Source organism: Hyphomicrobium sp. (assembly GCF_047600905.1).
Classification (GTDB): Bacteria; Pseudomonadota; Alphaproteobacteria; order Rhizobiales; family Hyphomicrobiaceae; genus Hyphomicrobium_B.
In genome coordinates this window covers 229,258-242,594 of record NZ_JASGKD010000001.1, presented here as the reverse complement: position 1 = coordinate 242,594, position 13,337 = coordinate 229,258, and the positions used below count along the sequence as shown (strand labels likewise).

15 protein-coding genes are annotated in these 13,337 nt (G+C 60.0%); 11 read left to right on the top strand and 4 right to left on the bottom strand.

Annotation, left to right across the window (positions count from 1 at the left end; all coding sequences use genetic code 11):
• Positions 1 to 19 precede the first annotated feature (19 nt).
• Positions 20 to 1,189 carry a DUF2235 domain-containing protein gene (locus QM780_RS01265; protein WP_415068670.1) on the top strand — a complete coding sequence of 390 codons (1,170 nt, stop codon included), beginning with the start codon at positions 20 to 22 and terminating at the stop codon, positions 1,187 to 1,189.
• A gap of 171 nt (positions 1,190 to 1,360) precedes the next feature.
• On the top strand, positions 1,361 to 2,425 hold the full coding sequence (locus tag QM780_RS01260; protein ID WP_415068669.1) for an alkene reductase: 1,065 nt from the start codon (positions 1,361 to 1,363) through the stop codon (positions 2,423 to 2,425).
• A 36-nt stretch (positions 2,426 to 2,461) separates the two neighbouring features.
• Here QM780_RS01260 and QM780_RS01255 read toward each other — a convergent pair whose 3' ends face one another.
• A complete protein-coding gene (locus QM780_RS01255) occupies positions 2,462 to 3,697 on the bottom strand; it encodes a hypothetical protein (protein WP_415068668.1) in 1,236 nt (411 codons plus the stop codon).
• A gap of 124 nt (positions 3,698 to 3,821) precedes the next feature.
• On the opposite strand from QM780_RS01255, the gene QM780_RS01250 reads away from it, so the two are divergent.
• The 8 genes from QM780_RS01250 (at position 3,822) to QM780_RS01215 (ending at position 10,110) form a co-directional block, all read left to right on the top strand.
• Positions 3,822 to 4,478: a CoA pyrophosphatase gene (locus QM780_RS01250; protein ID WP_415068667.1), complete on the top strand. Its 657-nt coding sequence runs from the start codon at positions 3,822 to 3,824 to the stop codon at positions 4,476 to 4,478.
• The gene (locus tag QM780_RS01245; protein ID WP_415068666.1) at positions 4,475 to 4,777 is read left to right on the top strand and encodes a DUF6111 family protein; all 303 of its coding nucleotides are present in this window, start codon (positions 4,475 to 4,477) and stop codon (positions 4,775 to 4,777) included. The genes QM780_RS01250 and QM780_RS01245 overlap by 4 nt, the downstream gene beginning before the upstream one ends.
• Positions 4,778 to 4,781: 4 nt before the next feature.
• Positions 4,782 to 6,038 (top strand): CCA tRNA nucleotidyltransferase, encoded by a 1,257-nt coding sequence (locus QM780_RS01240; protein ID WP_415068665.1) that lies wholly within the window; start codon positions 4,782 to 4,784, stop codon positions 6,036 to 6,038.
• 95 nt (positions 6,039 to 6,133) lie between these two features.
• Positions 6,134 to 6,367 (top strand): hypothetical protein, encoded by a 234-nt coding sequence (locus tag QM780_RS01235; protein ID WP_415068664.1) that lies wholly within the window; start codon positions 6,134 to 6,136, stop codon positions 6,365 to 6,367.
• Positions 6,368 to 6,627: 260 nt separating this feature from the next.
• A complete protein-coding gene (locus QM780_RS01230) occupies positions 6,628 to 7,434 on the top strand; it encodes a UDP-2,3-diacylglucosamine diphosphatase (RefSeq protein WP_415068663.1) in 807 nt (268 codons plus the stop codon).
• A gap of 48 nt (positions 7,435 to 7,482) precedes the next feature.
• The gene (locus tag QM780_RS01225; protein WP_415068662.1) at positions 7,483 to 8,727 is read left to right on the top strand and encodes a DUF3419 family protein; all 1,245 of its coding nucleotides are present in this window, start codon (positions 7,483 to 7,485) and stop codon (positions 8,725 to 8,727) included.
• An 8-nt stretch (positions 8,728 to 8,735) separates the two neighbouring features.
• Positions 8,736 to 9,389 (top strand): class I SAM-dependent methyltransferase, encoded by a 654-nt coding sequence (locus QM780_RS01220; protein WP_415068661.1) that lies wholly within the window; start codon positions 8,736 to 8,738, stop codon positions 9,387 to 9,389.
• Between the two features lie 169 nt (positions 9,390 to 9,558).
• Positions 9,559 to 10,110 (top strand): hypothetical protein, encoded by a 552-nt coding sequence (locus QM780_RS01215; protein ID WP_415068660.1) that lies wholly within the window; start codon positions 9,559 to 9,561, stop codon positions 10,108 to 10,110.
• Here QM780_RS01215 and QM780_RS01210 read toward each other — a convergent pair.
• Positions 10,103 to 10,285: a hypothetical protein gene (locus QM780_RS01210; protein WP_415068659.1), complete on the bottom strand. Its 183-nt coding sequence runs from the start codon at positions 10,283 to 10,285 to the stop codon at positions 10,103 to 10,105. The two genes, QM780_RS01215 and QM780_RS01210, sit on opposite strands and share 8 nt — an antisense overlap.
• 185 nt (positions 10,286 to 10,470) lie before the next feature.
• A complete protein-coding gene (locus tag QM780_RS01205) occupies positions 10,471 to 11,244 on the bottom strand; it encodes a hypothetical protein (protein WP_415068658.1) in 774 nt (257 codons plus the stop codon).
• Between the two features lie 253 nt (positions 11,245 to 11,497).
• Between QM780_RS01205 and QM780_RS01200 the strand changes: the two genes are divergently transcribed.
• Positions 11,498 to 12,292 (top strand): hypothetical protein, encoded by a 795-nt coding sequence (locus QM780_RS01200; protein WP_415068657.1) that lies wholly within the window; start codon positions 11,498 to 11,500, stop codon positions 12,290 to 12,292.
• 112 nt (positions 12,293 to 12,404) lie between these two features.
• On the opposite strand, the gene QM780_RS01195 is transcribed toward QM780_RS01200, so the two are convergent.
• Positions 12,405 to 13,286, bottom strand: a complete 882-nt coding sequence (locus QM780_RS01195) for an IS1595 family transposase (protein WP_415068656.1) — start codon at positions 13,284 to 13,286, stop codon at positions 12,405 to 12,407.
• Positions 13,287 to 13,337 lie beyond the last annotated feature (51 nt).

Below are 13,337 nucleotides of genomic sequence, written 5' to 3'. Positions count from 1 at the left end.
CTTTCGGGAGCAACGCGAAATGAAGCGGCTCGTCTGCTCATTCGACGGCACCTGGAATGACGACGATGGTTTGGCGCCGCCGACGAACGTCGCCAAGCTGAACCGCGCTATTCTTTTCCGCGACAGCCGCGGCGTCCGGCAGCTCACCCGCTATATCGTTGGCATCGCGACATCCGAGGACAAAGGCTTCTCGTTCCTCAAAGGTGCACTTGGCTTCGAGATCGGCGATCGCATCAAGGCCGGCTATCGGTTCCTGAGCGGCCTCTACGAGCCGGGCGACGAAATCTACCTTTTCGGATTTTCTCGCGGCGCCTACGAGGCTCGCAGCCTCGCGAGTTTCATCACGCTTTTTGGGATTGCCCGAAAGGATAGCGATTTCCGCATCGATGACGCCTGGACCGTATATCGGCAGAAGGCGCGCAAGCGCGACTTCAACCAAGTGGCCGAAATCAGCGCGCCTTGCCACTATCCGGTCCGCATCCGCTGCCTCGGCGTCTGGGATACCGTCGGCAATATCGGCAATCCTTTTTTGTCGTCGGCATGGCTGTCGCGCAAACTCGATTACCACGACACCCGTCTCCACGACACGATCGATGTCGCCCTTCATGCTCTTTCGATTGACGAGACTCGCAGCCCGTTTCGACCGGCGCTATTCACCTATCCCGACGACGAGAAGCCGCCGTCGTTCCAGCACGTCGAGCAGGCGTGGTTCCCGGGAACTCATGCCGATGTCGGCGGCGGCTGGCCGGAAACGGCGCTTTCCGATATTGCCCTGCTTTGGATGGCCGAACGCGTCCGCGCGACGACGGGACTGGCAATCGATATCGATCGCCTGAAGCGCGACTGCAATCCCGATCACCTCGGGCTTCAGCACAATTCGTCGACGGGTTGGATCTACGCTCTGAGCCGCATGATGCCTCATGTGCGTCTTATCCGCGAAAGCCTGCACGATCACGCGCCGGTCGGCGGCAGGCGAACGAACCGGATTTCCCAAAGCCTCGTCTCTCTTAACGAGAGCATCCACGAAAGCGCCCTCAAGCGTCTCGGCCAAACCGTCAAGGAAGCGCGCAACGATAGGGTCAGAGACATCGTCTACCGGCCTTTGGCACTTTCCCGAAAATCCGATCCGATCAAGGATCCCGCCGCCGTGCACGACATCTCGAACGAGGCAAGCGGCGAAGCCGCCTGAAATTCGCAAAAATCCCCGAAAACGCATTTTTCTGCGCTGGCACAACGGCAGCGGTGGAAAGCCGCAGTTGTCTGCCATACCCAGCGTGCCACATGTTCGATAGTTCGGCGATACCGGACTATATGCTGAAGCCCGCAGTTGCGTTCCATTCGACAAATCGGGAAATCCCCCATGACAACGCTTTTTAACCCGCTGAAGGCCGGCGCGCTGACGCTGAAGAACCGCATTGTCCTCGCGCCTTTGACGCGCTGCCGCGCCAGCGCCGGCCGCGTTCCCAACGACATGATGCGCGACTATTACGTTCAGCGTGCTTCAGCAGGCCTCATCATCTCGGAAGCTACCTCCGTGACGCCGATGGGCGTCGGCTATCCTGATACGCCCGGCATCTGGTCGGACGAGCAGGTCGCCGGATGGAAAAAGATCACCGACGCCGTTCATGCTGCCGGTGGAACCATGGTGCTTCAGCTCTGGCACGTCGGCCGTATCTCCGATCCGATTTATCTTGATGGCGCCCTTCCCGTTGCACCAAGTGCAATCGCACCAAAGGGACACGTCAGCCTCGTGCGGCCGATAAAAAACTATGTTACGCCCCGCGCCCTCGAATTGAGTGAAATCCCCGGCGTGATCGCCGCATATCGCAAAGGCGCCGAGAACGCCAAGCGCGCCGGCTTCGATGGCGTCGAAATCCACGGCGCCAACGGTTATCTGCTCGACCAGTTCCTGCAGGATTCAACCAACAAACGAACCGACGAATACGGCGGCTCGCTTCAGAACCGCGCCCGCTTGATGCTCGAGGCCGTCGATGCCGCCATCGGCGTCTGGGGTGCCGATCGCGTCGGCCTGCATCTCGCACCGCGCGGCGATTCCCATGACATGGGTGACAGCAATCCGCTTGAAACATTCGGCTACGTCGCAACCGAAGTCGGCAAACGCGGCATCGCGTTCATCTGCACACGCGAATATCAAGGGCCGGACGCAATCAGTCCCGAACTAAAGAAGCGCTTTGGCGGGGCCTTTATCGGCAACGAGAAGTTCACGAAGGAAACGGCCGAAGCCGCCATCAGCGCCGGCGTCGTCGATGCGGTTGCGTTCGGCAAGACCTTTATCGCCAACCCGGATTTGCCTCTTCGCTTCAGGCTCAACGCGCCGCTGAACGCCCCCGATCCCGCATCGTTCTACGGCGGCGACGAAAAGGGCTACGTCGATTATCCCGCGCTCGAATCGCAGAACGCCTGACACAGCACATCCGCCATTTCGGATAGGGTCGCTCGCTCAGCGATCGACCCTTCGAAACCCGGAAACGGAATCGAACGCATCCGCGAATTCCTGCGAGCCGGGATTGGTGATCGCCTGCGCCATGCGCCTGTCGAGTTCTGCTTGCAGCTGCGTACCTGTCAGGCCGATCACCATTTTATTGACGTAGTACGCGCGCCTCGCGAAAAAGTTGGGCGTCGGCGCGTCGGATCCCGGCCCCGCCATCATTTCGAGTCCGGTCATCGGGCCCGCCAAATTCATGAGTTCCAGTTCGGCCCCCGAAAGCGACGTGCGGCCAGCCTTCGCCGCCAGATCTTGCAAAGTCCGAAGCTTCATCGCCTGCAGCATCGGCCCGAGATCGCCATCGATATTGAGCGCGTGAATGCCCATCCCGGGCGGCGTCTTCGCGTAAGCCTGCTGCACGTCCCATTCGAATGGCTGATGCTTCACGTTCGCGTACATTTTCTTCAAGACGGCAAGCTTGTGCTTCAGCAGCGCTTTGCGCGCCGGGGGATTGCGCGGATCCTGATATTTCTGCGTCAGCAGCCGAATGAAGGTCGCGCCGCTGCGCGCCAGTTCGTTCACCGAATTGGCGTCGAGAAGCTGCCCATAGCCGAGCGCGCTCGAAATCGCCCGCCCCGTTTTCTTGATCGGATGAATGCCCGCCTGCGTGTCGTAGGTGCCCACTCCACCGGTTTCGAGCGCATAGACCCGCACGACCTGTTCTTTCGACAGACCCAGCGCCGCGGCTTCGGCCGCATAGCGCAACTTGAACTCCTTCTCGGAAACGCGCTCCGGCACGAAGTTGTAGACCCTCTTGGCCGCAGCGAGATAATCCGGCAGCGTCGCCAGCTCTTTCGGCGGCGACGGGTTGGCGTCCCTCTGCGCAGTCAGAAACCGGTCGTACTTCGCCGCCAGTTCCCCCGACAGAAACGGTCCCTTATACTTTGGGGGAAAACTCATTACGTAATCGCTGGCCGAAAACGGAACTCCCTTCGCCCGTTTCTGCCGCCGCACGGCGCGCTTGCGCTCCACCGCATCCCAATAGGCATCAAGCTGGTCTTCGAAATTCTGCCGTGCTGTCTTCCAGACCTGGAACGAGGCCATCTCGTTTTCGGAGAGGGAGGTCAGGAAATCGATCGTCGACATCGCCTCGGCGCGCGGCTGAGCCATGAGGCAAACCAGCGCGAGCGCCATCGCCAGCACCGAAAGGCCCTGCGTCCGGAACGGCAATGTCATACGTAAATAGGCCACGCGCAGTCTGTCCCATTTACCCGAGTACGAGGCACAATCTGATACGACGAATTGAGGGTAACGTGATTCAGGCGGCCCCGGCCACCCAAAGCCAACCACGCACCGGTTGCAATCAGGTTGCGAAATGAACCCGCTTTCTGCCTCCAATATGGCAACACCCGATCTTGATGCCGCCAGTTTCGAGCGGTTAGCGCGTGCCCGTCTGCTCGCTAATCCGCCCTTGCTCAACGAGCCGCAATCCCCCGGCGACGACGATCTCAATCCGACGCTCGGCCGGTTTGCGTCCGGTCTGCGCCACGCCGCCGTGCTGGTTCCCGTCGTTGCACGTTCGCCCCTGACCGTCCTGCTGACGGCCCGTACAGACCATCTTCCATCGCACGCCGGGCAGATTGCGTTCCCGGGAGGCAAGGTCGAAACGTATGATGCCGGCCCGCTCGCTGCTGCACTGCGGGAGGCCCGGGAAGAAATCGCACTCGACGAAGCCTTCATCGAGCCCGTCGGCTATCTTTCGCCTTATCGGACCGGCACCGGCTACATCATCACGCCATCCGTGGCGCTTGTCCGTCCCGGCTTCAAACTCACCGCCGATCCTGGCGAAGTCGCCGATGTTTTCGAGGTTCCCTTCACCTTTCTGATGAATGAAGCCAATCACGAGATCCACAGCCGCCATTGGAAGGGCGCCGAGCGGCGCTTCTATGCGATGTCCTATGGCGAACGCTATATTTGGGGAGCGACAGCGGGAATAATCCGCACGCTCTATCGGAGACTCTTCGAGGCATGATCCGCATCGTTATCGAGAATGTTTTCTTCTTTTTGCTGCCGACGTTCCTCTACGTGGTCTGGGTTGCCTTCTCGAAGGAACAATGGCCGGGCCTGATGACGACCTTGAGCGAGGCGCCGCTGATACGCCTGTTCTTTGCGGGCGCTGCATTGATGCTCGGAACCCTCATCTTCTTTTCGACCGGCGTTTCCAATAATCCGAATGACGACTACGTGCCGGCTTCGGTCGTCAACGGCAAGCTCGAGCCCGCCCGTAGCGTTCACGAGCCCGAGACGAAACCCTCTGCCACGGGCCCATGATCTCATGACGGTTGCCGCTCTCAAATGGCCGCGCATCACCGCGAACTGGCTTCGATCACCGGAGCTGGCGAAGGTATTTGCCGCACTCACTGCGGAAGGCGCTGAAGCCCGCGTCGTCGGCGGCGCCGTCCGCAACACCCTGCTCGACCGCCCCGTGAAAGACATCGACATCGCCACCACCGCGCGCCCAGAAGAAGTTATCCGTCTCGCGCGAAACGCCAGTCTTGGAGCCCATCCGACCGGCATCGAGCACGGCACCATCACAGTCATCGCCGACAAACATCCCTTTGAGGTGACGACGCTCCGGCGCGATATCGAAACCGACGGCCGCCACGCAGTGGTCACCTTCACCACCTCTTGGGAGGAAGATGCCGGCCGCCGCGATTTCACGATCAACGCCCTCTATTGCGGACCCGACGGCGCCATCTACGACTCTGTCGGCGGCATCGACGACTTGCGCCAGCGCCGCGTGCGCTTCATCGGCGATCCGGAAGCCCGCATTCGCGAGGATTATCTGCGCATCCTCCGTTTCTTTCGCTTCAGCGCCCAATACGGCAGGGGCCAACTCGATCCCGAAGGCTTGGCGGCGACGACGGCATTGAAAGAGGGGCTTCCGCTTCTCTCTGCCGAACGCGTCAGCACCGAAATATTAAAGCTGCTCGCAGCGCCGAGTGCGGTCGACGTCGTCAATGCCATGTACCGAAGCGGCATTCTTCAACTTGCGGTCAGGACTCGTCTTGAACCCGAACGATTTGCGCGGTTGGCGGCCATCGAGACAGCGCTTGGCGAGCCTCCCGATGCGCTGACGCGGCTCGCCGCTCTCGCCGTCAGCGATCCGAGCGAAGCATCATTTCTCGCCGAGGAGCTTCGCCTTTCGAATGCCGATGCCTCGCGCCTAGCTTCCGCTGTCGCCGGAGATCCCGGCCTTGATCCAGCAAGCTCTGACCTTGCCGCGCGCACCGCGCTCTACAAACTCGGCCCCGAAACCTTTTCGCGCGCCATACGGCTTGCATGGGCTCGCTCCGGCGCACCGGCGGCCGATCCTCGTTGGCGCGCGCGCGCGCTACTGCCATCGCGTTGGAAAGCCCCGATAATGCCCGTTTCGGGAAGCGACGTGCTTGCGCTCGGAATCGCACCTGGCCCCAATGTCGGTCGCATCCTCGACGCCTTCGAGCGTTGGTGGATGGCGGAAAATTTCCCAGCCGACGCCGAACGTCAAAGCAAGATGCTTAAAGAGCTGGCATTCAAGACACTTGCTTAACAAAGCATTAAATTTCACTTCATCTTTCGTTATGCTCCGACTAAGGTCGAAGACGCGGGGAAGTCTCATTTGTATCGCGTTGAGGAATTGACCTGATGGACAGCATCGGCCGCGAGCGTGGACGTTCGCTCAAGTTCGTTCAAATCGTCTTTGCCGTTCTCGCTCTTCTCAGTCTCGTTCTCGCATTGGCCGTATCGACGCGAGGCGTCGATTGGGGCCTGCCAGAAAGCTCGACCTATCCGATCGCGCTGGCCTTCCTCTTGGTTGGCGCCGTCGACACCATTCTGCTCTATGCCTGGGAACGCATTTTTCAGCGCTCGGAATTCTGAGCGTCGAGCGCGCTGCCCGCTTCAGTGGCAGCGCTTCTTCAATCACGGCGCATAACGATTCTGCGACAGCCATCCTGCTGACGCGGCGCCGGCCCTGCTCTTCAGCACACTGTTGGTAAACGCCCACAAGGCCCGGATTTGCGCGTCGGATCCATCCCGTCGCACCGCTTCGTCATACGCCTGTTACATGAATCCGGTCCTACGTTTTACATGAAATGCAAAGCCGCATTTATGGAAAGCGTGCTGACTGGGGGCCGACATTGAGCGCACCGAACCCGGAATTGAACTACCGCACCGTATTCGTCTCCGACATCCATCTCGGAATGCGCAATTGCCAATCAACCGCCCTTCTAGACTTCCTGAAATACGTCGAATGCCAGAACCTCTATCTGGTCGGAGACATCGTCGATTTCTGGAAGGTGCGGCGCGGACCTTACTGGCCGCAAAGCCATAACGACGTCCTGCAGAAACTCCTGCGCAAATCGCGCAAAGGCACCCGCGTCATCTTCATTCCGGGCAACCATGACGACGCTCTGCGCGAATACGCCGGCATGAACTTCGGCGGCGTCGAGATCCGCCGCGACGCCATTCACGAAGCCGCCGACGGCAAGCGCTACCTCATTCTGCACGGCGACGAGTTCGATGTCGTCGTCCGCTATGCCCGCTGGCTGGCGTTTCTCGGCGACCGCTCCTATGACGCCGCGCTCGCGCTCAACGTGCCGCTGAATTTCGCACGCCGCCTGTTGGGTCTCGGCCACTGGTCGCTGTCGGCGTTCCTGAAGCACAAAGTCAAAAGCGCGGTGAACTACATCGGCGAATTCGAGGATGCTCTCGCCGGAGAAGCCAGACGTCGCGACGCCCAGGGCCTCATTTGCGGCCATATCCATCATGCCAACGAGCGTACGATCGACGGCATTCACTACCTGAACTGCGGCGACTGGGTCGAAAGCTGCACCGCCATCGGCGAACGCTTCGACGGTAAATTCGAAATCATCCGCTGGAAAGAACATCTGGCCGCCCGCGCGTCACAAGCACCTTCGGGCCGCTGGTTTATCGAAGCCGCTTAACGGCAATTATGCCGGACGAAAAGCGAGCCGGCGAACGGGGAGTCGCAAGTGAACGCAACCGCCAAAGCCCTCGAACCGACGAGCGCGGATCTGCTAAGCGAAGCCGTGCACCAAAATCGTGCGCTGAGCCTCGCAGGCATTCTCGAACGCACATTTACGTTCGCCTTCCGCTCGATGGTCTACCCGCAGATCTGGGAAGACCCGCGCGCCGACATGGAAGCGCTCGAAATCACGCCACAAACCCGCATCATGACGATCGCGTCCGGCGGCTGCAATGTCATGAGCTACCTGGCGGCGAACCCCGCCCGCATTTACGCGATCGACCTCAACGCCACCCACATCGCGCTTTTAAAGCTCAAGGTCGCGGCCGCACAGCATCTGCCGAACCACGCCACGTTTTTCCGCTTCTTCGGCGCCGCCAACGATCGCCGCAACGTCGCGCTCTATAACGATCTGATCGCGCCCCATCTCGACGCCGATACGCGCGCCTATTGGGAAGGTCGCGAGCTGACCGGCCGCCGCCGCATCTCTCGCTTCGCACGCAACTTCTATCACTTCGGCCTGCTCGGCCGCTTCATCGCCACCGGTCATCTCGCCGCCCACGTTTTCGGCGCCAATCCGAAGCGCCTGCTCGAAGCCGGTTCGATCGAAGAGCAGCGCGAGATCTTCAACCGCGAAATCGGACCAGCCTTTGCCCATCCGATCCTGCGCTGGATCACCTCGAACCGCGCTTCGCTGTTCGGCTTGGGTATCCCGCCCGTCCAGTACGACGCATTGTCGGGAGGCGGCGCCCGGCCGATGTCGGAAGTATTGAAGGAGCGCGCTGAACGCCTGGCGACCGGCTTCGACCTCAAGGACAATTATTTCGCCTGGCAGGCTTTCGGCCGCGGTTATGCGGCGCACGGCGAAGGCCCCTGCCCGCCCTATCTCGAAAAAGCGAACTTCATGGCCGTCAAGGCCCGCGCCAATCGGGTCCAGGTCGTCCACGACAACATGATCCATTTCCTGTCTGGTGAACCCGCCGAAAGCCTCGACCGCTACATTCTGCTCGACGCCCAGGATTGGATGGACGACGACGCCCTGAATTCGCTCTGGCGCGAGATCACCCGGACCGCCCGGCCCGGCGCTCGCGTCATCTTCCGTACAGCGGGCGAGGACAGCATTCTGCCCGGGCGCGTCGCCGACGCGATCCTGAAGCTATGGACGTACGACGCCGCCAAGTCGGCCGAGATCCACGCCAAGGACCGCTCCGCGATCTATGGCGGCTTCCACCTCTACCTCAAGAACGCTTGACCGGCGCGATGACCGAAACTGCCGCCAGCGCAATGGATGGCATGTACCGCCATCAGCGCTACATTTACGATCTGACGCGACGCTATTATCTCATCGGCCGCGACGAGATGATTGCCGGACTCGACCCGCCGCCAAGCGGTACGGTGCTCGAAATCGGCTGTGGTACCGCGCGCAATCTGCTGCACGCCGCGCGCCGCTATCCGCGCGCAAAATTCTTCGGCCTCGACGTTTCGGAAGAGATGCTGAAAACGGCGCGCGCTTCGATAGCGCGCAGCCAGTTCCCCGCCGACATTAAGCTCGCGCAAGCCGACGCGACATCATTCTCGTCCAGCGAGCTTTTCGGCCTCGACTCCGTCGACCGCATTTTCATCTCATATGCGCTGTCGATGATCCCGCCATGGCAGGCGGTCGTCGACCGCACCGTCTCTCAGCTTGCGCCGTCGGGCGAACTCCACATCGTCGACTTCGGCACCATGGCCGCGATGCCCGCCTTGGCGCGGCAAGGGATGCGCGCGTGGCTGACAAAGTTCAGCGTCACACCGCGCCTTGATCTCGAATCCGTCGTGCGGGAGACGGCACGCCGTCACGGACGCACCGCGGACTTTCACCAAGGCCGCTTCGACTACGCCGCGATCGCGCGGATCGGCGCCAGGATTCCATAAGAGGGCGTTCTGCGGATCAGCTTCTCGCGACCAATCCGAACCCAGCAGGCGATTTCGTCTTTATACATCCCAAAAGCAAATGTACTCTCCCCCTTGAACTTCTTCGCTCACGAGCAGCCGCCTTATCGCGGTGACATAAGCGAGAGTTCATCACGCGGGGGGAAGTTTCATGCTTTTGGCTTTTGCGCCGTTCGTTGCTTTTGCAGTTCTGAACCACTTTATATCGCCGACTGCAGCACTAGCGATTGCCGCACTGATTTCGCTTGGCCTGATTGGCCGAGAAATCGTGCTCGGACATTCCGCGAAAATCCTCGAAGTGGGCACGTGCATTTTGTTTGGCGGCTTGGCCGTCTATGCCTACCTGTCGAACGCGAATTGGCCGATCGTTGGCGTGAAGCTCGCGGTCGATATCGGCTTGCTCGCGATCGTGCTGTTTTCGTTGGTGGTCGGCCGCCCCTTCACGATCCAATACGCACGCGAGACCGTCCCACGAGACTTGTGGGACAGCCCGCAATTCCTCCGGACCAATCAAGTCATCACTCTCGTCTGGCTGGCTGCATTCGCCGCCATCATCGTCGCCGATCTCATTCTTCTGTTCAGGCCCGACGTCCCTCACAAATTGAGCGTTCTGTTGACTATCGGAGCTTTGTACGCAGCGTTCAAATTCACCGAGGCGTACCCCGACAGAGCCGAACCGAGGGCAACGGACAAGCCTAACTGACGCGCGGCCCCTGCATCTGCCGGAGCGCCAGTTCGATGCGCCGCCAGTCTTCTGCCGCGCGCTCGTCGCCCGTTTTCTCGTAGCGGCGAACCATCTGCGCGGCTTCCGCCAACGCCTTTGCACCCTGGGCGCTGTAGAGCTTGCGCGCATGATCGTGGATTTCAACGCCGTTCATGATTGCACCTCCCTAGGCTTCTTCTTTTCATTGAACCTGATGATTTAAGTCAGCCCGCGCATCTGCCAAGCCTGAAAACCGAAACAAGCCGCCCCCGTTCCCGCACTTCGCCGCGATTGCGCAAAAGCCCCGGCATTCCACCGGGGCTTTCGCCGTCACGACAACCACTTGGCTCTTGGAGGACGTCAGTTGGCCGTTGGAGCTGCCGCTGGAGCTTCGGCCGGATGCGCCGCGCCGTTGGTCACGATCGCGGCAACCAGCTCTTTATCTTCGGCAGGAATTTCGGCGACCGGAGCTTCGCCGGAATCGCAAGCCGTAGCGCACGCCTGGGGTGCTTCGGGTTCCGGAGTTGCCTCCGCAGCGGCCGGTGGCGACTCGGCGGCTTGGCCGGAAGCTGCCTGCTCTCCTGCTTCGGGCTCCGGCTCGGCAGACACACTTTCGGCAGCAGGAGCTTCTGCCGCGGCTTCTGCAACGGCTGGAGCCTCCTCGGCCGCTGGCGCTTCCTCAACCGGCGCGGCTTCCTCGACCGGTGCCTCTGAAGCCGCCGCCTCGACCGCCGTTTCGGGTTCGGCTGAAGCCTGTTCCACGGCCGGTTCCGTTACCGGCTCACCGGCTGCTTCAGCCGTCTCGACGACCGCGGCCTCCACCACCTCTTCGACCGTCGGCTCAGCGGCGGCTTCAGACGCAGGGGCATCGGCAGTCTCAGGACCAGAGGCTTCTTCCGCGGCCGCGGACGCCTCCCCAGCGGCTTCGGCCGGCTCCGCTGCCACCACCGCTTCCGGCACGGATTCGGCCTCTACGGCCGCGCTCTCCGCCATCGCCGATGGAGCGAAAATATCATTGAGTTCACCGATCACACGCTCGACGGCTTTCATGGCTCTGAAGTCCGTCGTGGCTTCGATACGCGCTCGAACGTCGTCGTGTAAGGTCTTGAGCTGGGACAGGATATCGGCCGACATTTATTCTTCCTTTTTCTTGGGGTTTTGAGAATAAGTTTTCGCTTCGCCTGCGCATGACTGAACATGCGGACGCTCATCTTCAAATTTTCCAGTAATGCGCAGTAATAAAGTACAGGAATTCGAGCCGCCGCGAACGCCTGCGACAGATTGTACACAACTATAAGTTTCGCCTATGGCCAGTTGACGTATGTAACAGATTTCCCACATCCCTGTGGCGCGATATGGTCAGCGAGACGGGCTGGCGGGGAGAAAGATGGTCAAGAGAGGATTTGCAAAGTTCCTTGGGTGGCTCAAATGGGCGGCCCTATGGGCCTCACTCACGCTGTTCGGCAAGTGGCTATTCGAGCAAGTTTTCGGGAACTTCCTTACCGATTTTATTGTCAGCACGATCGGCGCGCGCTTCGGCATACCGGAGGCGCAGGTGACAGCGATATTTATGCAGATCGCAATATTCGGGTCAGCAATGGGGGTTGCGCTATGGGGCGTTTATCATCTGATCCGGCGAGAGTTCGTGCAAAAGCACATCGGCCCGTCGCCGCTGCAATTCGTTCAACTATCAAGCGAGCACGATTGGTTTTATGGCCGACCTGAAGGTCTTGAGATTCGAACCTTCGTTCGCAACGCAAGGACATCGGAAACGATCGATGACGTCGAGGTAAGGCTCATACAGGTGCGCGACGCCAATTCTTCGGTTTCCAGTCACCTCGTGCTGCCAGCGCTGCCCATTACCCTAGCAAGCGAAAGTGGTCGGGAGAGCGAGCGTATAGATCCTCTACGGAATAAGGCATTCCGCTTGTGCCGAAAAATAGAACGCAATCAGGGAGCGTTCGAAATTGAGCTGGCGCCAGGACGTAGTTTAGGAGTTCACTTGTCCGCCGGTCGATATGCATTGACCGTAATCGCTTCAGGACGAAACGTGTTACCGCGAAAAGGTGTCTATGAGGTCGAGATCAGCAGCGATGAAGGCGGAACGCGATCATCCTTTCGATTGATAAATGCACCAAACTCGGAAATTCTTGGATCGTTACCCATAGATCGGCCACCGTGATAATGAGGATCAATGTCCCGAGGCAAATACCTTTCGCTCGAAGAGGCCCGCAACGCGGGCAAACTTGACCAGTTCGCCAAGGAACATCCAAGCGAGGCCGACAGCACTCGCTTTAAAAGTCTGTTGGAAGCGATGTCGAAAGGCGTCTTAGAAGAGTCGGAAACATCTTCTCCGGATGCCGACGCAGGTTCCAGCGGAACTCGAACTCGCCAAGGTAAAAAGGCAAGCGGTGCGAAGAAACGTGGACGTGCGTCCCGCGAATAGACCGCTTGATGATCGACCAGAAGCCCTCAATCGTGTTCGTGTGACGGTCGCCGCGAACGTATTCCTTCAAAAAGTGGTTCACGCTCTCGTGGTCGTAGCCGTACATCCAAAGCCGCTTGTAGCTGTGAAGTTCATCGGTTGAGACTTTCGCCTCGCGCTTGACGTGCTTCAGAATGTGCGCTTCCAACGTCTTGCGCCGCACGTTCGGGATGACGCGGGTAATCACGTCGCCGTTCCGCTCGACCATGCCGAGCACGATGGTCTTGTATTGCGCCTGCGGGCCTTTGCCGTCGCCCGAGTGCTTGCCGCCGACAAGCGTCTCGTCGATCTCAACGTGGCCACCAAGCGGCGGATCGGCATCGACATAGGCGAGATACTTCCGGATTTGCATCCCCATCCGGTAGGCGGTCTTGTAGTTCACGGAAAGCTGGCGTTGCAGTTCCTTGGCAGGCACGCCATGGCGCGTCGTCGTGAACAGGTACATGGCATAGAACCACTTCTGCAGCGGCGTATGCGAGCGATAGAACGGCGTGCCGACCATGGGGTGGACGTGCTCGCCACATGAGCAGGTATAGGCGGGCATGTTGGTGAGCTTTTTGTACAACCCCACGTCGCCGCATCGGGCGCATTTATACTCGGAGCCGAAGCGGGCCTGAAAGAGATGCTCTAAGCAAGCATCATCGTCCGGGAACAACTTCATGAATTCTATGATGGTCATGGGCTTGGCCATGGCGCGGAACTCCCTCGTTACAGCCTAATATAGCCATTAATTTACATACGT